Source organism: Pseudoalteromonas phenolica (genome assembly GCF_001444405.1).
GTDB lineage: Bacteria > Pseudomonadota > Gammaproteobacteria > Enterobacterales > Alteromonadaceae > Pseudoalteromonas > Pseudoalteromonas phenolica.
The window spans coordinates 3,264,743-3,290,438 of sequence record NZ_CP013187.1 but is presented as its reverse complement, the minus strand read 5'-3'; the positions used below and the strand labels follow the sequence as shown (position 1 = coordinate 3,290,438).

Sequence of the window (25,696 nt, the reverse complement as noted above, 5' to 3'; positions counted from 1 at the left end):
TTAAAGCAAAGTGATTAGATAAGCGATATCGCGAAATCAGTTCACCTTGCGCAAAGGAAATGAGTGCTACGCACTTGTCATTAACCCTTTGCACGTAAAGTATTTCCTGGTGACTATAGCGTTTTGGAACCACCTGACTCCATGCCGAACTCAGAAGTGAAACGAAACAGCGTCGATGATAGTGTGGGCTTCCCATGTGAAAGTAGAACATCGCCAGGGCCTAATTTAAAAAATAAGAATACAAACAAATTCAAAGAATTTGCTTAGTGACCATAGCGTTTTGGAACCACCTGACCCCATGCCGAACTCAGAAGTGAAACGAAACAGCGTCGATGATAGTGTGGGCTTCCCATGTGAAAGTAGAACATTGCTAAGCACCAAATTTTAACCCCAACTCAAAAGAGTTGGGGTTTTTTCGTTTTTAGCCTTAAAAATTAAATATCAAATTATCATTCACTTTTCATTTAAACATAGTGATAATCCCACCTCACTAACCGCGAGCAAAATTAAAAGGTCACAATGAATTATATTCCCCTTAATGAATTCAAAAAGGCTTGGGTGTTTAGGCATCAAGACTTGGAAATTGCCCCGACTGATCTTGAAAAGATTAAATTGATGTCTCCAACACGTTCAGCTGTGCTTTGGTCTACTATGGTTAGTCGTGAAAAAGATCATCCAGATTTTTTCACTGAAAATGAGTGGGCTGGGCAAGCAAGTTCATGGCAAGAAAACTTGAACTGGGAAAAAGACTGGGAAGCGGGGTTAGATGAACTACCAGAGAGCATAAATGAATTTCTAAAGTGGGAAAACAATACAACGGTTTATTTTTGCTTAAATAGAGACTGTGTGATTGAAACCCAGTTTGATGTTTTCAAACGTTGCTGGCAAAACTTTATGTTCCTTGCTGATGGTTGTTTATTACTTGGTAAAAAGCGCGATACGGTTGCACAGTTCTTAGAAAATGGTGATGTTAAACTCGGTAATAAACCTAAGGGCTAGCAGTAATACGTTGCACATGCTATAAAAACTGCAGTAACCGAAGAAGGGGATGTCAGTGCAGAGTGTGCAACAAGCTCAGCTATGGAACGATGAAAAAGAGCGGTTAATGTTTGCTGAGCTGGTTAATGTTTTCTACGCCAGAGAAATTCCAGCACTCGCTGCTGTTCATAACGAGCAGAAACTACGTAAGTCGTTGGCTAGTTTACCCTTCTATGTAGAACGCGCTGCGCGGCATATAGTGCAGGGTGATATTCCGCTAGAATTAGATTCGCAAAATGGCGGTTGGCTTGCACCTCAGAAAAAGTTGCCCTCTCCTGATCCAGAGCAAAATGCTTCATTTTATAAAAAACATGCTAAAACTGGATTAGTTATTCCTGTGCTAAAAGAGCATACGGGTTATCAGTCTTTGAGCTTAGATTGCATTGATCAAGTTGAAAAAAATAGTTTTCATAGCAACTTAAGTGGATGGTTTTTCTTTTCAGGGGCCTCTCAATCCAACCTTAATCTACAAGTTCTAAAGCCAAGCAAACAGGTCATGACCGCAGCTTGCTGTGGTCATCAGTGGCAATTTAATAAAGCAGTCCCACCCAGAAGGCTTAGTTTGCGCGAGATGCTATTAGCCAGTATGATCAATTGGAAAAATGTGCGTTCAATAAAACGTGATGTTTGATTAATTTGTTATTGGGAAGTGCAGTTTTGCGTATATTTCAGTTTCTACTTCTTAGCCTTGCGCTATTCCTTCAGTATAAATTTTGGTTCGGCCATAATGGTATGCAAGATTATACGCGTTTGAAGAGCGTTGTAGATACGCATCAGGTAGCGAACGAGAAATTAATCAAACGAAATAAGCTTTTAAAAGCTGATATTGATGATCTTAAACTTGGTTTAGAAGGCGTTGAAGAAAGAGCGAGACATGAGCTTGGTATGATCAAGCCAACTGAAACCTTCATTAGAGTGTTACCGAATAAATAACATGAATAATCCTCCTATTATTGCTGCTGTTGTTCCAGCTGCAGGTGTTGGCAGCCGTATGCAGGCTGAGATCCCAAAACAGTATTTAAAAATAAATAATAAGTCTATTTTAGAGCACACCGTTAATAAGCTCACTTCTATGCGTGAGCTCAATACCATCATGCTAGCAATTAACCCAGAAGATGAGTTGTTTAACACACAGCAATTTAATATGACTAAAGTACGGACGACTGAGGGTGGAAAAGAGCGAGCTGATTCAGTTTTAAATGCACTAAATGCACTTGAGACACTAAACCCTGATTGGGTTTTAGTACACGATGCAGCAAGACCAATAGTGCAAATTGAAGACATACAAAAGTTGATTGCCAGCTGCTTTGAAAAGCAAGAAGGCGGTATACTTGCAGCTAAGGTCAAAGACACCATTAAACGTGGTCAACAATATAGTGAAGAGACCGTACCTCGTGCCGAATTATGGCAGGCTCTTACACCTCAGTTATTTCCTTATCAGGCGCTAAAAGATGCTCTGAAGACTTGTTTATCTGAATCCAAACTTATTACGGATGAAGCTTCAGCTATGGAGCTACAGGGTAAGCCAGTATTACTCGTTGAAGGTCGAAGTGATAATATTAAAATTACCACGCCAGAAGATTTACGCTTAGCCGCGTTTTTACTAAAAGAGCAGGAAGAAGAAAATGATTAGAATTGGTCATGGTTTTGATGTGCATAAATTCGGTGGTGAAGGCCCATTAACGATCTGTGGTGAGAAAATTCCTTTTGAGCAAGGCTTTATTGCACACTCCGATGGGGATGTAGCTATTCATGCGTTATGTGATGCTTTACTTGGCGCAATGGCACTTGGCGACATTGGTAAACATTTCCCAGATACGTCTGCTGAATTTGAAAATATAGATAGTCGTATTTTGCTAAGACAAGTAATGGATCAAGTTACAGAGCTCGGTTATAAACTAGGTAATTGCGATGTCACGATTGTTGCGCAAGCACCAAAAATGAGACCGCATATTGATAACATGCGTGCCAACCTAGCTGCTGATTGTCAGGTTGAATTGAATCAGGTAAATGTAAAAGCAACGACCACAGAAAAGCTTGGTTTCGAAGGTCGTAAAGAAGGCATTTCAGCCCATGCAGTTGCGTTATTGGTTAAAGTATAATGGAATTGCATTATCTGTATGACAAGCCTGAAGCGGTAGCTGATTTTAAAAGTCAGCCAGAAGACTTCATTGTAGATGAAATATTGGATATTGAGCTGACCGGCGAAGGTGAACATGTCTGTTTGCATATTATTAAAAAACAGATAAACACGTTAGATGTCGCTAAAAAAATTGCAAAACAAGCTGGAACACATGTAAAAAACGTCAGCTATGCGGGACTGAAAGATCGCCATGGTGTTTGTAGCCAGTGGTTTAGTGTCCCTGTTCCTATTAAGAAAGACGTTGATTTTACCGAGCTAAACGATGACTTTATTTTTGTTGCAAAACAAAAGCGTCACAACAGAAAGCTAAGAACAGGCTGTCACTCAGGTAATCGCTTTACGATCACACTAAGAAACATTGATAAGCCATTAGATATTTTGTCACGTATTAATGCGGTGCGTCAGGGCGTGCCAAACTACTTTGGTGAACAACGCTTTGGTCATGATGGTCATAACCTTACTATGGCTGAGCGCATGTTTGCAGGTGAACATATTCGCGACAGAAAATTACGTAGTATCGTTATTTCTGCTGCTCGCTCACACATTTTCAATCAGTTAGTGAGTATGCGTGTAAAAGAACATGGCTTAGCGAAAACCTGGCATAGAGAAATCTTTATGCTAGAAGGCTCTAATGCGTTCTTTGAAGATGATATCAGCGATGAAAACATTGCAAGGCTAACCTCCGGAGACATTTGCTTGTCGGCACCTCTGGTCGGTAAAGGTGAAAAAGGGTTAATTGCGCAAGAAAAAGACTTTCTTAAAGCCTTTAATGCTTGGCATCATGGTCTTGCCGAATTAGGATTAAAAAATGAGCGCCGTGCTCTGCGATTGATCCCCATAGATCTTGAAGTGAAGACCTTGTCGTCAGACAGTATCGAATTACACTTTGCATTACCTAAAGGGACATTCGCCACAGCTGTACTTAGAGAGCTAGTTAATTACGTTGATGTGAATAAAAGCGCATTTGCAAATAAGGACGAACGATGAAGATTTTACTCAGTAACGACGATGGAGTTCATGCAAAAGGGATCTCTGTATTGTATGAAGCCTTGAGCAAAATTGCCGATGTGACCGTTATTGCCCCTGATAGAAACTGTAGTGGCGCAAGTAACTCTTTGACATTGTTAAATCCATTGCGCGCAACACAATTAGAAAATGGCTTTTACTCAGTGAATGGCACGCCGACAGACTGTGTTCACCTTGGTGTGAATCAGCTTTTAGATGAAGAGCCGGACCTAGTTGTCGCAGGTATTAACAATGGGGCTAACTTAGGTGATGATACGCTTTATTCAGGTACTGTAGCAGCGGCAACAGAAGGGCGTCATTTGGGGTTACCAGCAATTGCAGTTTCTCTCTGTTCAAAAAAAGAAGCAAACTACGAAACCGCTGCGGCTGTGGTGGTGAAAATAATTAAACAATTAAGCTCTCACCCGTTGCCTAAAGATCAAATTATCAATGTTAATGTGCCAGACATTCCTTTAACTGAATTAAAAGGAGTTAAGGTGACACGCTTAGGAGCACGTCACAAAGCGGATACTATGACTGAGCAAATTGATCCTTGGGGTAGAAGTGTTTTCTGGTATGGCTCGCTTGGTTCTGAGAGTGATGCCGGTGAGGGTACCGACTTCTTTGCTGTCAATCAGGGCTACGTTGCTGTGACTCCACTCAAGGTTGATATGACGGCATATGAGACGATGGATGCGATGTCTTCTTGGTTAGAAGAGGTGAGCTAAGTGCTTGGCAATTATACTCGCAGTGCTGATGCTCTAGTAGAACAATTAAAAGCATCTGGGGTTCAAGATAAAAAAGTATTGCAAGTTATTAAAGACACTCCACGCCACCTTTTTATTGATGATGTGTTAAAGCACAAAGCCTATGAAAATACTGCATTGCCCATAGGTAATGGGCAAACTATTTCTCAACCATTTATTGTTGCAAAGATGACAGAAATTTTGCGACAAGTCGGTGTAAAAGGTAAGGTTTTGGAAATAGGAACTGGCTCTGGTTACCAAAGCGCGGTTTTAGCACAAGTTTTCGAGCAAGTGTTTAGCGTTGAGCGAATTAAATCTCTGCAGTGGCAAGCTAAGCGACGTTTGCATCAATTAGATTTATATAATGTTTCTATGAAGCATGGTGATGGTTGGCAGGGCTGGCAAACTAAAGGACCATTTTCTGGCATTATTGTGACGGCAGCAGCAAAAACAGTACCACAAGCTTTGCTTGAACAGCTTGAAAACGATGGCGCTTTATTGGTTCCCATCGGTGAAGAAGAGCAAGTGTTAACTTTAGTGGTACGAAAGGGCGAGCAATTTGTTGAACATAAAATGGCGCCAGTACGTTTTGTTCCATTAATAGCGGGAGAAATTTCGCTATGATCTTGCCTAAACTCTTCTTATCTTGTTATTTTTAATAAGTTAATCGTCAACTTTACCGGGTAAGTGAATGCAAGCAGTGAACACGTTCATTATTTTGTTACTAATTGTGTTCATTTCAGGGTGTTCATCAACGCAAAAACCCGCACCTGTAACTTCATTGACTTATGCTGATTCATTATCATCACGTAAAATCACAATAAAAAATAATCGGTACACGGTACAAAAAGGTGATACGCTGTTTGCCATCGCATTTACCGCCAATAGGGACGTGCGGACAATCGCAGCCTTAAATAATATCAAACCGCCATATACAATTTTTCCAGGTCAAAAGTTAGTACTAGCTAAACCTAAACCGCGCACTAAAAAAAGCACTCCACATAAAGTTGTTAAAACAAAGACCGTTGATAAGAAACAAAAAAATAACAAATTGGCAAAAAAAGATCTTGCGAAGCCAAAACAACGGGAGTATGTTCAAAAACAAGCCACTCAAAAAGTAAGTACAGCAGCATCGAAAAAGAATGGCAAAATTGATTGGCAATGGCCAGCCCAAGGGCAAATAACTAAGCGCTTTTCTAGTAAAGAGCAAGGTTATAAAGGTCTTCAAATCAAAAATAAATTAGGAACATCAGTAAGTGCGGCAGCAGCAGGGACAGTCGTATATGCAGGAAGCGCGTTGAGAGGGTATGGTAATTTAATCATCCTGAAACACAGTGATGATTACCTAAGTGCCTATGCTCACAACGATCGACTACTTGTTCGGGAGCAGCAAAAAGTTAAAGCTGGGCAGAAAATTGCCGAAATGGGAAATACGGATGCAACGCAAACGGCTTTGAGGTTTGAAATTCGCTTTAAAGGCCAAGCGGTAAATCCTAAGAAGTATTTACCATAAATGCTTTATTACTGACTGTATGATGGATTAATACCACTCACTCGCTTGGGAGGATGATATGGCTCAAACAGCAAAGAAAGAGACTAAGAAGCTAGTCACTGCAGAAGCTGAAGTTGAAGAAGCAGTACTAGATGACGAAAAAATGGAGCTTTTGGAAGATGTCGAAACGGAAGATGATGTTTTTGCAAAAGAAGAAACCGTTAAAAACTTAGATGCAACGCAATTGTATCTAGGTGAAATTGGTTTTTCCCCTCTATTAAGTGCAGAAGAAGAAGTTTATTTCGCTCGTAAAGCACTTAAAGGCTGTGAAGCTTCTCGCAAACGCATGATCGAAAGTAACTTAAGATTAGTTGTAAAAATTGCTCGACGCTACAATAATCGTGGTCTTGCGCTTCTAGATTTAATTGAAGAAGGCAATTTGGGCCTGATCAGAGCGGTTGAAAAATTTGACCCAGAAAGAGGCTTTCGTTTTTCGACTTATGCAACTTGGTGGATAAGACAAACCATCGAACGTGCAATAATGAACCAAACTCGCACCATTCGTTTGCCTATCCATGTTGTTAAAGAACTTAACGTATATCTAAGAACAGCTCGAGAGCTGACACAAAAGCTAGACCATGAGCCCACTGCAGAAGAAATTGCTGAATGCTTAGACCGCCCGGTTGAAGACGTTACTAAAATGCTTCGTCTGAACGAAAAAATCACTTCAGTTGATACGCCGATAGGTGGTGAAAATGACAAAGCACTGTTAGATATTATTGCTGATGAAAAGGGTTATGGCCCTGAAAATGAAGTACAGAACAATGATATTAATAAGCATATTGTTGATTGGCTTGGAGAGCTTAACCCTAAGCAGCGTGAAGTACTAGCAAGACGTTTTGGTTTACTTGGATATGAACCTTCAACATTAGAAGATGTTGGCAGAGAAATAGGGTTAACACGTGAACGTGTAAGACAAATTCAAGTTGAAGCCCTTAGACGCTTAAAAGATATTTTGCAGCATGAAGGCTTAAATATCGATAGCTTATTTGAGCAACAATAAGCTTCATTTAATAATAAAAAACCACTTCAATTGAAGTGGTTTTTTATTATCTATCACGGTCTGATTACTTGAGTAAGCCTTTTAATTTATAGAGTAACTCATGTGCTTGGCGAGGAGTTAGATCATCAGGATCAATGTGCGCAAGTTGTAGTTCAACTTCTGATTCTTGCATAACCGGCTCTAATGGTAACTGACCTTGTGAGTGAGCGGTTGGCTTTTGTTCATCAATCACACTTTCATGTTGCTCAAGGCGTTTTAACTTTTCTTTCGCCATGGCAAGAACAGGTTTTGGTACTCCAGCGAGTCCAGCGACTTGCAAACCAAAGCTTTTACTCGCAGCGCCATCTAAGACTGTGTGCTTAAAGGCAATAGTATCGTTGTGTTCTACCGCATCTAAATGTACGTTTACAAGCCCTGTTTGTTGCTCTGCAAGCTCTGTTAACTCAAAGTAATGCGTCGCAAAGAGGGTTTTAGCATTGAGCTTACTTGCTAGGTAGTCTGCGGTTGCATAGGCCAACGATAAACCATCATAGGTGCTGGTACCTCGGCCTATTTCATCCATTAACACCAATGAGTTTTCGGTCGCATTGTTAAGAATCGTGGCGGTCTCAGTCATTTCTACCATGAAGGTTGAGCGACCTGAAGCAAGATCATCACTCGCGCCAATACGTGTAAAGATACGGTCAATGTGGCCGATACGCGCTGCACTTGCTGGTACATAAGAGCCAATATGTGCCATTAAAGTGATAAGCGCTGTTTGACGCATATAGGTAGATTTACCACCCATATTAGGACCTGTGATGATCAACATTTTACGTTGTTCATTGAGTTTTACAGGGTTGGCAATGAATGGCTCTTGACTTACATGTTCAACAACTGGGTGGCGACCATCAATGATGTCGATGCCACTCTCTAGCGTTAATTGTGGTTTGCAGTAATCGAGCGTTTGCGCACGTTCAGCTAAGGTATTTAATACGTCTAAGTCAGCGAGTGCAGAAGACATTAATTGCAGTTGCTCTAAGTAAGGCGCAATATATTCAAATAACTGCTCATATAGCTGCTTCTCAAGTGCTAGGGCCTTACTTTGGCTGCCAAGTACTTTGTCTTCATGCTCTTTCAGTTCAGGAATAATATAGCGCTCATTGTTTTTAAGCGTTTGGCGACGAATATATTCTGGTGGCACAAGGTGTGAGTTGGCACGGCTGATTTCAATGTAAAAGCCATGCACCTTGTTGTAGCCAATTTTAAGGGTGCTGATCCCAGTACGCTCACGTTCGCGCACTTCTAACTTCTCAAGAATATCTGTTGCGCCTTGGCTCAGTGCTCTCCACTCATCAAGTTCAGCGTTATAACCTGTTGCAATTACGCCGCCATCACGGATCAGCACGGGCGGATTATCAATAATCGCTTGCTCTAAGAGTGACTGTAGCTTAGGTAATACAGGAGATTGATCGCAAATCAATTTTATACGTGGATCGGCTGCCTCATCGAGTAATGCATGCAGCGGTGCAAGGGCTTGTAAAGCTCCTCGTAAACGCGTTAAGTCACGAGGGCGCGCAGTACATAGTGCAAGGCGCGCCACTACACGCTCAATATCGCCAATATGTCTTAAGCTGTCATAGAGCTCCAGACAAATTTGGCTATTGATCAAGCTGGCAATGGCATTTAGTCGGGCATTTAATTCATTGTGATCACGAACTGGTGTATGAATACGACGCTTTAATAAACGCGAGCCCATCGGTGTCGCGGTTTTATCTAATACTTGTGCTAGTGTGTTTTCGATCCCGCCAGATAGGTTTACTGTCAGTTCTAAGTTTTTACGCGTTGCTGCATCTAGGATCACCGCATGTTCGTTTTTCTCAAGGGTAATGGCACGAATATGTGGCAGAGCAATGCGTTGTGTATCTTTAACATATTGCATCACACAGCCTGCAGCGATTAAACCTGTATGCGCTTTTTCAACGCCAAAGCCGATTAGATCTTGTGTACCGAACTGTTGGCAAAGCAAATGTTTAGCAGTATCTAAATCAAACTCCCAATCAGGACGACGACGACCGCCTTTGACTTGCTCAAGTAAAAATAGATTTTGGAATGACTCAGGGTAAAGTAATTCAGCGGGCTGCAGGCGTTGCAGCGTCGAAATCAATGCTTCATCGGTGTTTAGTTCAACGATGTTAAAACGGCCTGAATTGATATCAAGATAAGCGACGCCGTATTGGTCTTGTTTATTTTGATAGACACTTGCAAGTAAATTGTCTTGACGCTCTTGTAATAAAGCTTCATCACTGACTGTACCTGGTGTGACAATACGTACCACTTTTCGCTCAACCGGCCCCTTGCTGGTTGCAGGATCACCAACTTGCTCACAAATTGCTACTGACTCCCCCATTTGCACTAGGCGCGCAAGATAATTTTCTACCGCATGGTAGGGTACACCGGCCATTGGTATGGGGGCACCGCCCGCTTTGCCGCGATGGGTTTGTGAAATATCGAGTAGTTGAGCGGCACGAATAGCATCGTCAAAGAACAATTCATAAAAGTCACCCATGCGATAAAACAGTAAAATGTCTTGATGATCCGCTTTGATCCGCAGATATTGCTGCATCATGGGAGTTTGTTGTTTTATAGTATGTTCTGAATATAAATCTATCGACATGCAATGACCTAAAAGGATAATGATGGAGCTACAGCAACAAGTAAGTACTCTAGCGTCAAAGTTGGGCGCTATTTTAGCTGATAAACGACTGACGATCACTACCGCTGAATCATGTACTGGTGGAGGAGTGAGTTACGCGCTTACCGATACATCGGGCAGTTCACGATATATTGACCGCTGTTTTGTCACCTACAGTAATGAAGCGAAGCAGGCATTGCTGGGGGTAACCGAAAGTACTATACAGGAGCATGGTGCAGTCAGTGAACAAACCGTGTTAGAAATGTGTGCAGGCGCTGCGAAAGCTGCCAATGCAGACCTTGCTATTGCAATTTCGGGAGTCGCTGGGCCTACAGGGGGGAGTGATGAAAAACCGGTAGGTACTGTATGGTTTGGTCTATTTTTGTCGGGAAAACAGCACACTTATCATTGTGTTTTTACTGGAAATAGAGCTGAAGTTAGAGAGCAAGCTATTGTTTTTTCTTTAGAAAAGTCAATTGAGCTATTAAATTCATAAAAATATGCTTGATACTGTAATTTCATACAGTATACTTACTGGCATTACGCAAGATTGGAGAAGCAAATGAACGACAATAAACAAAAGGCACTAGATGCCGCGTTATCACAAATTGAACGCCAATTTGGTAAAGGTTCAATCATGAAGCTAGGTGATAGCCAAGCGTTAGACATTGAAGCAATTTCTACTGGCTCACTAGGTATTGATATCGCGTTAGGCATAGGTGGTTTACCAACAGGTCGTATTGTCGAGATTTATGGTCCTGAATCATCAGGTAAAACCACGCTTACTCTTCAAGTTATTGCAGAAGCGCAAAAGCAAGGTAAAACATGTGCATTCGTTGATGCTGAGCATGCATTAGATCCAGTCTATGCAGAAAAGCTGGGTGTTAACGTGGACGAGCTACTTGTTTCTCAGCCTGATACGGGTGAGCAAGCATTAGAAATCTGTGACATGCTAGTTCGTTCAGGTGCAGTAGATGTGGTGATTGTTGACTCGGTAGCAGCATTAACACCTAAAGCTGAAATTGAAGGTGATATGGGTGATGCACACGTAGGTCTTCAAGCGCGTCTAATGTCACAAGCTTTGCGTAAACTAACTGCAAATATCAAACGTTCAAATACGCTTTGTATCTTCATCAACCAAATTCGTATGAAGATTGGTGTGATGTTCGGTAACCCAGAAACAACGACGGGTGGTAATGCACTTAAGTTCTACTCATCAGTACGTATTGATATTCGTCGTATTGGCTCAGTGAAAGATGGCGATGAAGTAGTGGGTAACGAAACTCGAGTTAAAGTTGTTAAGAACAAAGTTGCACCGCCATTTAAGCAAGCTGAATTTATTATCATGTATGGTCAAGGTATCTCTAAAGAAGGTGAGTTAATTGACCTAGGTGTGAAGCACAAACTGGTTGAAAAATCAGGTGCATGGTACAGCTACAACGGCAGCAAAGTTGGTCAAGGTAAGTCTAACTCAATTAAATTCCTAAAAGAGAACGTTGAGATCGCTAACGAGATTGAAGGTAAGCTAAGAGATATGCTTTTACTTCAAGCGACTATCGAGCCTGAAGAAGGTGAAGATAAAGGTTTAGCGGAAGGCGCAGAACTTTAACCACAACTAAATTCAGAATATCAAACAACATCTCCAAAGCCTGCTTAGCAGGCTTTTTTTGTTTTTATAACTCGTTGATTATTCTTACTAGAGGTTGCTGGTGAATATGCCATAGCTAAGCAACGTAAAGAAAAGTGCATAGGTAAACATCTACTCAGATTAAAGAAATTTAAAATTGGTGGTTTATCTTTTTTATAATCCCTTTAAACTTATCGTGTTTCTTATTTATAAATAAGGTTACCGTAAATCTATGAAAGTACACCTTGGTCGTCGCGCATTTTCAGCTATGGAATTACATACTTTGTTCCATGGGTATATTTACGGTGATGAAAAGCAAAAGCGTGAACAGCCAAAGCACTGGCACTTCTGGTTGCCTTTGATTGCTTATTATACCGGTGCTTATAGTGATGAAATTGGCAATTTGACCCTTGATGATGTGGTAAAAATTGAGGGCGTGCATTGCTTTAAATTTGCGACACACCAGAAAATTCAATCCAGAGTGGTGCCTATTCATACAGCACTATGGCAGGCAGGATTAGAACCTTACCTAGAATTTGTGAAAAGCCAAAACGAACAGCGTTTGCTGTTTGATCTACCAGCTAAAACAGGTCGTTACAGCGAAAAAGTGCGCATTTGGTTTTCTGGTGAAGGCAAGCGTTTAGGGTATTTACAAAAGTGCGATATTCCAAGTATCGACCAACAAGGACATAAAACGTCTGTGAGTAGCTTGCGTTTGAACTTCGAGCAGCAAATTCGAATTTCAGCCATTCAACACTTAAACAAACCTGCATTTCATTATTTATTAGGCTTAAAAGATAATGACCTATTAAAAGAACCCTCTCCACAGTTATTAAAAAAGATCATTGCCCCAGTAAGGGTGATCAATTCGTCTGTGCATTGGCAGCGCTTTTTAGAAAGGCATTGATACCTGTTTATTAGTTAGTTTACATGTTTTAGAGATTGTCGGAGCAAAGCCGTGACCTACAGGTGAAAAGAAATCTTTTTGGTGTAGGTCGTCATCTATGGCGACATGTTTTAAAGGTTGTCGGGCTGAAGCCACGACCTACAGGTTAAAGGGGACTCTTTGATGTAGGTCGTCATTTATGGTGACATGTTTTAAAGACCGTCGGGCTGAAGCCGCGACCTACAAATGAAAAGCGGCTCTTTGGTGTAGGTGGTGATTTATGGTGACATGTTTTAATGATTGTCGGGCTGAAGCCACGACCTACAGGTGAAAAGCGGCTCTTTGGTGTAGGTGGTCATTTATGGCGATATGTTTTAAAGATTGTCGGGCTGAAGCCGTGACCTACAGATGAGAGGATCTCTTTGGTGTAGGTCGTCATTTATGGCGACATGATGCAAAGGTTGTCGGGCTAAAGCCGTGACCTACAGATGAGAGGATCTCTTTGGTGTAGGTCGTCATTTATGGCGACATGATGCAAAGGTTGTCGGGCTGAAGCCACGACCTACAGGTGAAAAGCGGCTCTTTGGTGTAGGTCGTCATTTATGGCGACATGTTTTAAAGGTTGTCGGGCTAAAGCCGCGACCTATAGGTGAAAAGGAGCTTTATGGTGAAGGTTGCCATTCATGGCGGCATGATTTAATAGTTGTCGGGCTAAAGCCGCGACCTACAGGTGAAAAGGGGTTCTTTGGTGTAGGTCGCCATTCATGGCGACATGATTTAAAGATTGTCGGACCAAAGCCGTGACCTACAGGTGAAAAGGGGGTCTTTGGTGTAGGTCGTTAATTATGGCGACAATTTATTTAGCAATCAGGCCATCGCTAACTCTGATTTACCACCTAACCAGCGGGCAACCAGCGGCTTCACCGTCTCAGGCTGTTGCTGCATCAAGGTAAAAGCCAGTGCGCGAACTTGAGGTAATAAGTGCTTATCACGAGTTAGGTCTGCCACTTTAAACTCGGCTAAGCCGGTTTGTTTAGTGCCAAGCACCTCACCTGGGCCGCGAATTTCTAAATCCCGCTCTGCAATCACAAAACCATCATTGCTGTCTCTCAGAACGCCTAGACGCTTTTGTGCCGTTACAGACAGTGGCGCATGATAAAGAAGTAAGCAATGCGATGCGATTGCACCACGGCCAACACGGCCCCTTAGCTGGTGGAGTTGGGCCAGTCCTAAGCGTTCAGGGTTTTCGATAATGATTAAACTGGCATTGGGGACGTCGACCCCAACTTCAATCACCGTTGTCGCAACTAACACATGGTATTCACCAGCTTTAAAAGCCGCCATGATCTCTTGCTTTTCTTGTGGTTTCATTCGGCCATGTACTAGGGCTATTTTTAATTCTGGCAGTAATTCTTTTAGTTGCGCAGCAGTGTCTTCTGCGGCTTGGCATTGTAAAACTTCAGATTCATCGATAAGCGTACACACCCAATAGACTTGCCGCTGATCTTCTATACAGGCACTCTTCACCCTTTGTATGACTTGTTCTCGACGCGTATCTGGCACCGCAACTGTGGTGATTGGCGTGCGCCCCGGAGGGAGTTCGTCAATGACCGACGTTTCTAAATCGGCATAGGCAGTCATGGCTAATGTTCGCGGGATAGGCGTGGCTGTCATGACTAATTGGTGCGGGTAGCAGTTATTAAATTTGCCCTTTTCTCTGAGCGCTAAACGTTGATGTACACCAAAACGATGCTGCTCATCTATGATAATCAATGCAAGATTATGAAATTCGACTTGCTCTTGGAAAAGCGCGTGGGTGCCGATCACCATCTGGGCTTTGCCATAAGCAATGCTTTCGAGTACTTGTGTGCGCTCTTTGCCTTTGGTCTTGCCACCTAACCAAGCGGTCTCTATACCTAAGCTACTGAACCAATTTTTAAAACTAATGCCATGCTGTTCAGATAAAATCTCAGTTGGGGCCATTAATGCAACCTGATAGCCCTTGGCAATTGCAGTCAAAGCGCTGAGTGCGGCAACTAGGGTTTTACCAGAGCCTACATCACCTTGGACTAAACGCATCATGGGGTAGGGCTGTTGCAAGTCTTGTTTAATTTCTGCCACGACGCGACTTTGTGCATTGGTTGGACTAAACGGTAGCTGAGCTAAAAATTCAGGTTCGAGTTTATTTGTCGGTGGTAAAGACACTGCTTGCACCGCCTGACCTTTCTGGCGCAGCTGCAATAAACTGAGGTTTTGCGCTAACAGTTCTTCAAACGCCAAACGTTGCTGTGCGGGATGCTCACCTAATTCGAGTAAGCTCAAATCGGTATCTTGAGGTGGTCGATGAAGTTGTAATACAGCGTCTTTTAAACTCAGTTGATTAGGGCGATATTGCTGCGGTAAATATTCTTCTAAGTCGTATTTATCTAGTAAGTCGAGTGCTTTATTGGCAATACTCCGAATACTCAACTGCTTTAGGCCTTCGGTTGTAGGGTAAACCGCGGTTAGGGTTGCGAGGTTCGGATCTTGCGGCTCTGTTGGGCAACTGCGAATATTGTATTCTGGATGTGCCATTTCAAGCCCAGCACGTCCTCGCCTTACTTCACCGAAACAACGGATGATCTTGCCGGGTGACATGGCATTCTTTTGTGCAGCATTAAAATTAAAGAAGCGCAGCGTAAGCCTACCCGTTCCATCATTTACGTGGCAAACCAACATGCGACGTTTACCGAAGGTAATATCACTGTGCTCAATTTCAGCTTCAATACTGACATGAGTATGCGGCATTAACTCATTAATCGTATAAGTGCGTGCGCGGTCTTCGTAGCGAAGCGGTAAGTGAAACAGCATGTCTTGCACAGAAGCAATGCCTAATTTAGCTAAACGTTCGGCAACTTTAGGCCCAACACCTTTGAGCTCAGTGATCGGGTAGTTGGCTAAATTAGGACTCGACATACTATTCCTTAATGATTTTTATATGACTACTTTTGCTTGAACTTAAGCGTGTTCCAAAACGCTTCATCTGCGACAATTTCACCTTCATCATCGAGTGCAGGGTAAGGTAAGCCTTTCTCCACACAACGATTCGCAATAATCGGATGGCAGCCTTCAAACAAGAGTTTGTGTTTAACCTCAGCATCTAACATATCGTTGCGATCGTAAAGGCCTGCTTCTTCACGCTGTCTTTGTGCTTCATATAAAATCAGTGCTGCAGCCACAGATACATTGAGTGATTGCACCATACCAGCCATTGGAATAACAATGTGCTTGTCGGCGTGGGCAAGTGCTTTGTCTGAGATGCCTAAACGTTCTTGACCCACGATCACAGCCGTCGGCTTGGTATAATCAATTTCGCGGAAATCAACGGCTTCATCACTGAGGTTGGTTGCTAACAGTTGAATGCCAGGGTTTTGTTCACGGATTGCAGCAACCGCCTGATCGATATCATCATGCATATGTGTCTCAACCCAGTTTTTACTGCCGCCAGAGGTGTTGTTGGTTAAACGACGCTGATCTTGTGGCCATACTGCATGTACATGGTGGCAGCCTACAGCGTCAGCTGTGCGCACAATGGCAGATAAATTATGATGTTTATGCACTTCATCTAAACATACCGTTAGGTCGGTTTGGCGTCTGTCTAAAACCTGCTTTACGCGATGAAAACGTTTATTGTCCACGGTTACTACTCTAATTCTTAAAATTGCACCGATTATACGCGTTTATCGCGCTTAGGGCATTACTTCACGGCAAATTGGGTTTTGCAATGAAATCAGTGTTTCTGTTGATTGAATGGCTTCTATGGTTTGTATTTTATTGATCAGTACATCTTGTAGGTGATCGATTGAACGTGCCATGACTTTAATAAAAATACTGTAGTTGCCTGTGGTGTAATACGCTTCTACTACTTCGTTAAAGCCTCTTAGCTGCTCAATGGTGCTCGGGTAGTCACCCGCATGTTTTAGGTTAACGCCAATAAAACAGCAAACGTCATAACCCAGTTGCTTTGGATCTATGGTGACTTGCGTACCAAGGATGATCCCAGCTTGCTTCATCTTCTCAACTCGGACGTGAATAGTTCCCGAACTCACAGCAAATCGTTTTGCTAATTCGGCATAAGGTGTACGCGCATTATCCATTAATGCGTGCAAAATCGATTTATCGAGATTATCGATCTGATAATTTTCCATGCTTTTAAAGGCTCATAATTTAAGAATCGTTAAAATTTACCTGAAATTTTTAATGAAAAATATAGCGTAAAGGTATTTTTGTTATTGGATCTTGTTTTTATGTTCGAATTTGTTGACGATGGATTTAACAGCACAGAGCGAGCTGGGTTGCAGACTCCGTGTCATCGAATATTGGGAATGAGGAACCAAATATGAAAACAAGTTATCTAGAAACACAAAAACAGATCAGTGCCGTGAAACGTTTTTTCTCGGATCAACTAGAAAGCCAGCTTGGCTTGTTAGAAGTTCAAGCGCCTATTTTGGCTAAAGTAGGCGACGGCATTCAAGATAACTTGAGCGGTACTGAAAAAGCGGTTTCGGTGAAAGTAAAAACATTACCTGAAGCGAGTTTTGAAGTCGTGCACTCACTGGCAAAATGGAAGCGTAAAACTTTAGGCGATCATGGCTTTGCTGTTGGTGAGGGGTTATATACACACATGAAAGCGCTGCGTCCTGATGAGGATAAATTATCGCCGATTCACTCTGTCTTTGTTGATCAGTGGGATTGGGAAAAAATCATCTGCGCTGACAGTGAGCGCTCTCTGACAAAGCTTAAATCTACTGTTGAAACATTATTTTCAGCCATTAAAGCAACTGAGAAAATGGTGGCGAGCGAGTTTGGTTTAACGCCATTTTTACCAGAAAAAATTACTTTTGTGCACAGTGAAGAATTACGCCAAATGTATCCTGACTTTACTGCTAAGCAACGCGAAAAAGCCATTGCTCAAGAATATGGTGCGGTATTCTTAATTGGCATTGGCGGTGCATTAGGCGACGGAGAAATTCATGATGTGCGCGCACCTGACTATGATGACTGGTCTACAGCAACATGTGATAAATATCAGGGCTTAAACGGCGATATCCTGGTTTGGAACCCAGTACTTGAAGATGCATTTGAAATTTCGTCTATGGGTATTCGTGTTTGCCCTGAGTCGTTAAAGCGTCAGTTAGCCATCACTTCAGATGATGCGCGTTTAGAGCAAGATTGGCACCAGCAGCTGGTGGCTGGAGAGATGCCGCAAACCATAGGCGGTGGTATTGGGCAGTCACGCTTAGTGATGCTGATGCTACAAAAACAGCATATTGCACAGGTGCAAGTGGGCGTGTGGGGCGATGAGTTAAAGCAGCAAGTAGAAGGAGTGTTGTAAGCTCGGTGGCACCTATTTTACGTCGGTTTTGTTTAGCTAGCGAGTTCTTAGGGTAAGGTTAGCGAGTTGACATGATGATTTGTAGGCGCAGGTTTACCCTGCGCTTTTTTGTGCGCGACATAAAGTCGGCGCTTACAGGTTTTAATTGTGAATCAGAGGCTTGAATCGTCACCCTAAACTTGTTTCAGGGTCTATATAATTAAGCTAATGCACAGCCGCCGAACAGCAAGCTTGGCCCTTAAAACTCAATCTTTACTTCATTGTCGACGAGCTTGGCTGTACATGGGGGATATTGCCTTTGCGTTTTATAAACACGATCAAAAATATGGATCTCAACATCACTATTGAGCGTTTTGTTGACCACTAATTGTGTATTATCGAGCAAATCGTGCAAATGGTGATCTAAATCACTTAACTTCTTTTCTAATTGTTCAGCTTGCTGGCAATAATGTTGTTGTGTTGCCAGTATTTTTTGCATGATAATTTTTTTCTTTTCAGCATCTTTGAATTTATCTGCTTTTTCTACAGCCTGTTGGAGCGAACTTAATTGCTCATCTACAGTTGCTAACTCTTTGATACATTCATCTGTAGTCTTGGTTAAGGTCATACCACTACGAGCCAAAAATATATGCATTTTAGTACCGGATGATGTACCTATCTCTCCTGCTATGACTTTTTGGGCATCAGAGATCTCACCACCGATTAATTTACCAATCGGCTTGTCTCCATCACCAATAACAATGGTATCAAATGCTTTTAATTCACAGTGATTACTTTGTTTAAACACTTGAATGTTATTCGCTTCCAAGTAAGCATATTGCCCATGTGAAATTTCAATATCACCACCAGCGATTAATTTGCAGGTAAGGTATTCATCATTATGTTGATGATCTAAGTGGCCAATGACAGCTTGTTTAACTTCAATATTACCTTTGGTTTGAATTTCAGCCGATTCGACACTGCCTAAAATAGTCACATCACCTTTGGCAATGATCTTCATACCGGGTGCTACGTTCTTGCTAACAACCACGCTGCCATCAAATTTAATATGGCCTGTTTTTACGCTAACTTCGTCAATAACAAATATATCATCGACTCTTAGGCCATTATTTATTTCACTAGGGCATCCCGATATAGCTGCAATGAGGTCAAGCGGGTTAGAAGAAGATATTTCTGTACCATCGCCTGCGGTAAGTTGAAATGTTTCGCCTGGTTTTGCGGGCAAGGTTTCTCCTAAAACATTATACCCATCTGTACCATTAGTTGCGGGAACTTGGCTAGCAAGTAAAGTACCTTTCTCAACACTTGCTAAAGCGCCAAAGTCACGCATATCAACGCTGCCATCTTCACGAAGTTTTGGTTGTTTTAAACGCTGCTTTAAAGTGCACACATGAAGCTTTAAGGTGGCCGGCTCGCCATTAGTTGGTAACCGACCTTGCGCAAGTAATTCTGAGATTTCGTCTCCGGGCTGAGCTAGGTGTTGCTTTTTAAGTAGATTTTCTAGGTAGGCATTCTTGAATCCACGGGTAATTCCTGCACCAATGAGTGCTTTTTTAGCCTCCTCGAGCGAAATGGCTTTACCACCATAGGCAACCGTAATAGACCCAATCGCTTGCATTTTGTCTTCACAAATATCGACTTTAAATGTAGCGTCATGCTTAATAGCGACTGCTAATATTCTTTCTGTTTGGTCACCTTTGAAATACGCTTTTATGCTTTCGTGATCAATTTGACATTGTGAAAATGGGGACTGTTTTAAAGCATCGAGAATGAAGCCTTCACTTGGAGGTGCGGCCTGAGCGATATCCATCAAAATTTTGCCATTATGTGCAAGTTTAAACACGTTACCCACCTTGTAAAGCGTGATTCTAATACTTTAGTTTGGTTAGAGATGCAATCTAACTACAATCAGATTGCTTAAAAGTACGACATTAGTCAAGTCTGTAATATCAAAGGTTTGAATTAAAGATGTAAGCCTAGCAAGACAGAAAATGAAGCGTGATATGAGAGGGTTTTAAATATGTAATGATAAGCTCGATCTTTACCGAGCTTATCAAGTAAAGATGATTACATGGTGAAGCTAAGCTGTAAACCTGCACCTAACTGATTATCACCAGATGTTTGCGCCATGAGATCTAGGCGTACAACACCAAATGGGCTTAATCCAAAGCCAAGGCTATAGCTGTCTTCTTTATCACCATTGAAGTCATGACGGTAACCAGCTCGAATTTGCACCCAATCAAATGCATTTAATTCAAGGCCAAGGCGCGCATACTGACTTTCTTTAACTAAATTAGAATGCTGAGGTGCTGTTAAGTCAATATCTGCTGCAAGTGTTACTACGTCACCGTTGTAAGAGATACCTGCAATATATTCAGGGCCGACTTTGTACGAAGGAGTGAGTCCCTGACCAGCTACAGAATCATAATCGTTTTCAATCAGGTTTTTAGCTACTAAACCAACAGTGACTCTTTCTGTTAGTTCTGTCGCTAAACCAATATCAAAGTTGAAGTTATTTTCTGTTTTCGTGTAATCGCTTGCATCAAAATCATCTTCGTCAAAGTCATTAATGGTCGATACATAGTTAAACGAGTCAACTTGCTGGAACTTTGGCGTAACACTCCAGTACACTTGTTTATTTGATACTGTAAACTGATTCGCATAAACAAAACCAATTTCGCTAACTGCAGCACCGACAACTTGTAAACTCGAAGTTAGCTCTTCCAGCTCTTCTGGTGTCTGTGCATTTGCAATCACATTCACATCATCATCAGAAATAAATAGATTTGCATTTGCATCAACGTCTGTATTTGCATAAAGCGCAAAACCACCAATACGGCTTGGTGATGCCAAAGCCAAAGCTAAGTTTGCTTCGATATTAATACCGCCATTTAGCATGGCTAAATCAGAAGATAACTGTTTACGCGCTTTGTCTAATTGCTCTGCAGTTACATTACCACCTGATTCAGCCAGTTCTAATAAGTCTGATAGCTCATCAAAGCTATCTTGGAAAGTATCAATGTGGTCACGTAGCTCTTGTTCGTCACGAACAAATACGTTGGCAGAAGGCAGAATTAAACCAAAGTCGTCAGTGTCATCTGAGTGTCGGTTAATCAATGCTGGATTAATTAATACTGAAGATAGGTAATCTGCAGAAGCGACACCGACATCACCCATACCTTGAGATCGAGTATCAGCAGCTGAGACAGCAGCAGACGTTGCACTTGCTAAAAGTGCTAAAGCAATACGTTTTTTCATCTATGAAAACCTTGTTGTATTGAGAGCAGGAAAGTTGACAGTATTTTAGCAGTTAATACTCATGCATTTAGAAAATTTTGATGAAAAAAATATTAAATGTTAACTTAAATCAATAATTAAAAGTTGCGTTTGCTTAAATAATACCTATCTACTTACATAAGATTGAATATACATAAAATAGCGCTTAGAATTGCTTGGCTTTTTTAATAAAGCATAGAGTTTGACAAAATGGTATGGAGAAAACCATGACGCCCGCATCAGTATTAAGGAATAAGATACTAACCAGTGAGATCTATTCGACTCTCGCTTTTCTTGATTGTTGCGAGTTGGTTGATGTTAACTCGTTCTCGAAACTGACTCTTTCTCCAAATAACACTTCAACAGCAAGCACCAATTTCAATATTCATACACACGCAAAAACCGCCGAGAATGCTTTGAAATTATCAGGCATACATGAAAATAAGGAAGCAGCTCTTAACAATCATGATGCAGAGCTGTACCCAAATAGCATAGATTTATTACTAAATAGCAATATTAAAAATGGAGCTGTGCTTTGCTATTACTTCGCTTCAGGCATTGCAAAACTGCCAAACAAATTCAACTTAGTTTCTTAAACCAATAAAACAAGGCAGGAGCTTTTTTATAAGGCCCCTAAGTTAACTGACAGGAAAAAATTACTGACTGTCAAATACTCACAGAAAAGAGATGGAAAATATGGAATTCAAAAAATCACTATTAGCACTTGGTGTTTTAACTGTATTAAGTGGTTGCGGTTCATCAGATGATGACAAAACGCCAGAGATAACAAAACCGCCAGTTTCAGAGACGGTTACAAGTGATATTAAAGGAGTGGCGTCTAAAGGTACTTTAATAAACGCGCCTGTTTATTTCTACAAGTACGTAGATGGAGCTCCTGTAAAGTTAACTGAAGACGAACTAGGCTCAGCTAGCACAATGACTGATGATAAAGGTCAGTTTAGCGCGCAAGTGAAAGTTGAAGGTTTAGTTAAAGTTGAAATAGGTGTTAGTCAAGATGCTGATAGCCCAACATATATGATCTGTGATGCACCTGTTGGCTGTGGTCAGAATGCAGAAGATGAAGCGATTGCATTTGGTGAACAAATCAATATGACGGTGAAAGATCCGACATTTACTTTAACGTCTTTAATCAATGCAGTTAAAAATGACGGGGATATTCAAAATACAGCCAATATTACACCACTTACGCATTTTGCTGCAGCGCTTGCCGAGGAACGTGGTGATGTAACCGCTGAGTCAGTTAACAAAGCTCAATCTGAAATCGCAGATACTTTTGGCTTGATTGGTGCGTTAAATGAATTAGTACCAGCAAAAGTTGAAGATCATGCCTCTTTGGTTGATGGAGATGAATCCGATGACTTACGTTATGCACTGATCAACGCTGGTATCGCTCAGGCTTTGTTTACTGGCAGTGAAGGTAATGTAGGAGATATAAGTGAGCGTTTAACTTCTGCCCTTACTGACTTAGTTGCAGCGGATGGTGCATTTTTAGTAAGTCGAGATAATGACGATGATGATGAGTTTGAGTTAACTTTAGAAGATATCTTAAAAGGTGCAGAGCAAGCCACTCAGCAAATTATTGTCTTGATCAAAAAAGATCCTGAGTTATCGAAAAACCTTTCAAGCATTGCTGACTTAGAGTTATTAGTCACCAAACTAAACAATGAAATGTCGAAGAAAAAGGCTGATTCTGGTGATGACGGTCGATTAAAAGGTACAGAAATCGATAAAACTGAAGGGGATGCAGTTGCAAAAGCGGCTGCTATGGTTAACGACGTTCGTATTTTTGCAAACTTATTTGATGTAGCGGATACATCGGGTGAAGAGATGCAAACACAAGGTGAAGAGTTTGTTCAACTTGTAGAAGACGCCACTATGATGGTTGAAGAGCAAGCTGATAGCTTTAAATTATTAGGCGATGTGAGTGAAGCATTAGCTATCATTGATTCATTGCGTCGTGCTGAGCGAATTACCGAAAAAACAGTGCAGCTTAACGACTATTTGGCAACGCCAGGCGCAACAGGTGTTGTGACTATCGACGAAGAGGGTCTGTTGTTTAACGTGCAAGCGACTGCTGGTGCTGAGTCACTTTCAGCAAGTGCTGTTATTGAAACGAATGATACAAGCACAGAATATACGTTGAGAATTGACGGTGAAATCGAGAACGACGAGGCTAAGTTTACTCTAAATGAAGGCACACAAGTTTCGATTTTATTGAATAAAGCCGTAACTGAGGATGAATTGAAGTCAGGAACTTTAGATTTTGGTGAGCATGATATAGAAGCAATCGGCGGTGCCTTAAATCTAGAGATCACACTTGCTCAGAAGAAAACAGATGAAGTCACTGATCCTGTCAGTTTTAGTGGCAAGTTATCTGCTGAATTGATCTCTGTATCTACACAGTCACTTGATCATTTTTATTTCTATGAACAAAACGATAATGGCTCAACGTCTTCATCGGGTTATCGATTTAATACGCGAACCGTTGTAATGCCTGAAATGATCACACTAGCTGGTGGGTTTAAATCAGAAGCAGGTAATGAACTAGCAGCAAACTTAACTGTGAATGTTGCTAATGTAGACGGGTATGAGGCTGCTGGTTTTAAAGAAGCAGGTCGTACTGTCGAAAATGTTGCAACCATGAAGTTTGTTAATAACAACGAGGCCGTCATTACGAGTGTAGATGAGAATCAATCTCGAAAAATTACGTTATTATCAAATGGAACGGATGGTACTCTAAATTACGAATTTGAATATCAGTCTGAACTTGCAGGGGAATATAATGGTAAACAAACGTTTATTCATACACAGTTCGATGATGCGGCTTATCGATTCTCTGCCTGGGGTTTAGATAGAGGAACGCCATCTGGGTACGCGACTCGTATTATTTTTGATAACTACAATTTTGCCTATCAATACGCATGGGTTCCTGGCGGTGTTAAGTCATTTAATAATGGTGTGATCACGACTTATACTGATGAGGAAGTCGCTTTAGGTGATCTTGATTTCTACACCTATAATCGGGATGAAAATCAAGGTGAACTACTTCTTCACTACAAATTCGTTAATGACATTGAGTCAGTCACTGATCTGTTTGATTTATTTAAACAACCAGAATTTAAGACGATTCTAGCTTTTACAAATGAAGAGCAAGGGGTTGTTTCTGTTTACTCTCCAACCGTTATGCCAGACATTGATCAATCAATCTCTCTTGATGGTCGGTTTATCAGAATGCCAGCCGATAATGAATATGAAGTGACTGTTAACGAAGATGGTACTCAAGTAACGGCATCTATCAATGAGTTTGTAGAGTCTCATGTCGTCACAAAGTCTGAGCAAGAAGCATTCACATACAGTTTCTCAATCACAGATAAAGAAGAAGTCGTTGAATCTCAGCAAGTGTCTTTCGAGCTGGTTAATGTAGCAGATGAATTAAAGCCGTATGTGCTTAAGTCTAGCAAAACTAAATCTAATGGTTGGCAAGAGAATTATTACGTTCTCTTCGCACCTTCATATGCAAATGATAAGCAGAATATTGTTTATCAAACCTACAGGCTTTATCCGCATTCATTTGACGAAATGGGTCAACCACTGAATGAAGAGGGTGAGGTATTAGATCCTAAAACAGATGGTGAAACATATGATTATTCTAGTAGCTTACATACGGCCTTTGACGATGTTAGATATAATACTTTGAGCTTTGGATTATACGGTGAGGCGCCTGCGCTGGATTCTTTTAAATCTCGAATTTGGTATCAAGGTAATGATGAACACACTATACATCGCAAAGGATACGGTAAATATAATATCTATTACCATAGATACAACAGTAATACAGATTCAGACTATTTTGATTCGATTCAAGTCAACACAGCGACGGTTGTACCGACATACTTTATGCCGGAAGACACTTTTGAGCTTGAAGATGAAAATAACTTCTTAGACATTAGTGCTGCGCTCAATCTAGACGTTGTTTTGGGTGACTATGAGGTTGATTTAACTTTAAGTGGTCAACGTACAGAGCTTGAACAAGGTGAACTTGATCTTGATATCAAATATGCGATCCCTGGTTCAGATGCTCAGCGTAGTTTTACGGTCGAATACGATACTAAAACTGAAACTCTTTCAGCAAAAAATGCTGAAGGCGTAAGTTTAGAAATCATTGAACCTGAAACGGTGGAAGGCGAAGAAGACGCTGAAGTTGAAATCGGTAAGATTATGGTCGGTGAAGAGGTTGCAGCAACTATTTTGAAGCGTGGCAGCATTGTACTTATTAAATATACTGGTGGAGTAATCGAGTCACTTTAAGGTGATAAGAGCACACTAACTTAGTGCAGAAAAGGCCAGTTTT

The 25,696-nt window shown here is 41.4% G+C and carries 22 protein-coding genes and 2 rRNA genes; 18 read left to right on the top strand and 6 right to left on the bottom strand.

The window, feature by feature from the left end:
* Positions 1-105 precede the first annotated feature (105 nt).
* The 12 genes from rrf (PP2015_RS14760) to rpoS all read left to right on the top strand — a co-directional run bounded on the left by rrf (PP2015_RS14760) (position 106) and on the right by rpoS (position 7,487).
* Positions 106-219, top strand: a 5S ribosomal RNA gene (gene rrf, locus PP2015_RS14760).
* Positions 220-262: 43 nt separating this feature from the next.
* Positions 263-376: ribosomal RNA gene (rrf, locus tag PP2015_RS14755) — 5S ribosomal RNA — on the top strand.
* 143 nt (positions 377-519) lie between these two features.
* Positions 520-999 (top strand): DUF2947 family protein, encoded by a 480-nt coding sequence (locus tag PP2015_RS14750; protein ID WP_058031032.1) that lies wholly within the window; start codon positions 520-522, stop codon positions 997-999.
* 49 nt (positions 1,000-1,048) lie between these two features.
* A complete protein-coding gene (locus PP2015_RS14745; protein WP_058031031.1) occupies positions 1,049-1,669 on the top strand; it encodes a hypothetical protein in 621 nt (206 codons plus the stop codon).
* A 26-nt stretch (positions 1,670-1,695) separates the two neighbouring features.
* Complete coding sequence (gene ftsB, locus PP2015_RS14740) at positions 1,696-1,971, top strand: cell division protein FtsB (protein WP_058031663.1); 276 nt, start codon at positions 1,696-1,698, stop codon at positions 1,969-1,971.
* Position 1,972: 1 nt separating this feature from the next.
* Positions 1,973-2,671, top strand: coding sequence for a 2-C-methyl-D-erythritol 4-phosphate cytidylyltransferase (gene ispD / locus PP2015_RS14735; protein ID WP_058031030.1), 699 nt, complete (start codon positions 1,973-1,975; stop codon positions 2,669-2,671).
* Positions 2,664-3,140, top strand: a complete 477-nt coding sequence (gene ispF, locus PP2015_RS14730) for a 2-C-methyl-D-erythritol 2,4-cyclodiphosphate synthase (protein WP_058031029.1) — start codon at positions 2,664-2,666, stop codon at positions 3,138-3,140. Before ispD ends, ispF begins: the two co-directional genes overlap by 8 nt.
* The gene (gene truD / locus PP2015_RS14725; protein WP_058031028.1) at positions 3,137-4,168 is read left to right on the top strand and encodes a tRNA pseudouridine(13) synthase TruD; all 1,032 of its coding nucleotides are present in this window, start codon (positions 3,137-3,139) and stop codon (positions 4,166-4,168) included. Before ispF ends, truD begins: the two co-directional genes overlap by 4 nt.
* The gene (gene surE, locus PP2015_RS14720; protein ID WP_058031027.1) at positions 4,165-4,914 is read left to right on the top strand and encodes a 5'/3'-nucleotidase SurE; all 750 of its coding nucleotides are present in this window, start codon (positions 4,165-4,167) and stop codon (positions 4,912-4,914) included. The genes truD and surE overlap by 4 nt, the downstream gene beginning before the upstream one ends.
* Positions 4,915-5,556 (top strand): protein-L-isoaspartate(D-aspartate) O-methyltransferase, encoded by a 642-nt coding sequence (locus PP2015_RS14715; protein WP_058031026.1) that lies wholly within the window; start codon positions 4,915-4,917, stop codon positions 5,554-5,556. It abuts the gene before it with no gap.
* A gap of 67 nt (positions 5,557-5,623) precedes the next feature.
* Positions 5,624-6,445, top strand: a complete 822-nt coding sequence (locus PP2015_RS14710; protein WP_058031025.1) for a peptidoglycan DD-metalloendopeptidase family protein — start codon at positions 5,624-5,626, stop codon at positions 6,443-6,445.
* 58 nt (positions 6,446-6,503) lie between these two features.
* Positions 6,504-7,487, top strand: coding sequence for an RNA polymerase sigma factor RpoS (gene rpoS, locus PP2015_RS14705; protein ID WP_058031024.1), 984 nt, complete (start codon positions 6,504-6,506; stop codon positions 7,485-7,487).
* 64 nt (positions 7,488-7,551) lie between these two features.
* Here the strand turns inward: rpoS and mutS are convergent, their stop codons facing one another.
* Entirely contained in the window at positions 7,552-10,143 is a 2,592-nt protein-coding gene (gene mutS, locus PP2015_RS14700) for a DNA mismatch repair protein MutS (protein ID WP_058031023.1), read from the bottom strand.
* Positions 10,144-10,165: 22 nt separating this feature from the next.
* Here mutS and PP2015_RS14695 point away from each other — a divergent pair, with 22 nt between their 5' ends.
* The 3 genes from PP2015_RS14695 (at position 10,166) to PP2015_RS14685 (ending at position 12,695) form a co-directional block, all read left to right on the top strand.
* The gene (locus PP2015_RS14695; protein ID WP_058031022.1) at positions 10,166-10,657 is read left to right on the top strand and encodes a CinA family protein; all 492 of its coding nucleotides are present in this window, start codon (positions 10,166-10,168) and stop codon (positions 10,655-10,657) included.
* A gap of 66 nt (positions 10,658-10,723) precedes the next feature.
* Positions 10,724-11,770 carry a recombinase RecA gene (recA, locus tag PP2015_RS14690; protein ID WP_058031021.1) on the top strand — a complete coding sequence of 349 codons (1,047 nt, stop codon included), beginning with the start codon at positions 10,724-10,726 and terminating at the stop codon, positions 11,768-11,770.
* 250 nt (positions 11,771-12,020) lie between these two features.
* Complete coding sequence (locus tag PP2015_RS14685) at positions 12,021-12,695, top strand: site-specific integrase (protein WP_058031020.1); 675 nt, start codon at positions 12,021-12,023, stop codon at positions 12,693-12,695.
* 846 nt (positions 12,696-13,541) lie between these two features.
* On the opposite strand, the gene recG is transcribed toward PP2015_RS14685, so the two are convergent.
* From recG to asnC, 3 genes are read right to left on the bottom strand one after another with little or no spacing between them, the layout of a single operon-like run.
* Positions 13,542-15,629 carry an ATP-dependent DNA helicase RecG gene (recG, locus tag PP2015_RS14680; protein WP_058031019.1) on the bottom strand — a complete coding sequence of 696 codons (2,088 nt, stop codon included), beginning with the start codon at positions 15,627-15,629 and terminating at the stop codon, positions 13,542-13,544.
* 26 nt (positions 15,630-15,655) lie between these two features.
* Positions 15,656-16,351 (bottom strand): tRNA (guanosine(18)-2'-O)-methyltransferase TrmH, encoded by a 696-nt coding sequence (trmH, locus tag PP2015_RS14675; RefSeq protein WP_058031018.1) that lies wholly within the window; start codon positions 16,349-16,351, stop codon positions 15,656-15,658.
* A gap of 51 nt (positions 16,352-16,402) precedes the next feature.
* A complete protein-coding gene (gene asnC, locus PP2015_RS14670; protein ID WP_058031017.1) occupies positions 16,403-16,861 on the bottom strand; it encodes a transcriptional regulator AsnC in 459 nt (152 codons plus the stop codon).
* 191 nt (positions 16,862-17,052) lie between these two features.
* On the opposite strand from asnC, the gene asnA reads away from it, so the two are divergent.
* A complete protein-coding gene (gene asnA, locus PP2015_RS14665) occupies positions 17,053-18,048 on the top strand; it encodes an aspartate--ammonia ligase (RefSeq protein WP_058031016.1) in 996 nt (331 codons plus the stop codon).
* Between the two features lie 238 nt (positions 18,049-18,286).
* Here asnA and PP2015_RS14660 read toward each other — a convergent pair whose 3' ends face one another.
* Positions 18,287-19,891: a DUF342 domain-containing protein gene (locus PP2015_RS14660; protein WP_058031015.1), complete on the bottom strand. Its 1,605-nt coding sequence runs from the start codon at positions 19,889-19,891 to the stop codon at positions 18,287-18,289.
* A 224-nt stretch (positions 19,892-20,115) separates the two neighbouring features.
* Positions 20,116-21,306, bottom strand: coding sequence for a conjugal transfer protein TraF (locus PP2015_RS14655; protein ID WP_058031014.1), 1,191 nt, complete (start codon positions 21,304-21,306; stop codon positions 20,116-20,118).
* Positions 21,307-21,551: 245 nt separating this feature from the next.
* Between PP2015_RS14655 and PP2015_RS14650 the strand changes: the two genes are divergently transcribed.
* The gene (locus PP2015_RS14650) at positions 21,552-21,920 is read left to right on the top strand and encodes a hypothetical protein (RefSeq protein ID WP_058031013.1); all 369 of its coding nucleotides are present in this window, start codon (positions 21,552-21,554) and stop codon (positions 21,918-21,920) included.
* A 100-nt stretch (positions 21,921-22,020) separates the two neighbouring features.
* Positions 22,021-25,653, top strand: a complete 3,633-nt coding sequence (locus PP2015_RS14645; protein ID WP_058031012.1) for a hypothetical protein — start codon at positions 22,021-22,023, stop codon at positions 25,651-25,653.
* Positions 25,654-25,696: the final 43 nt, after the last annotated feature.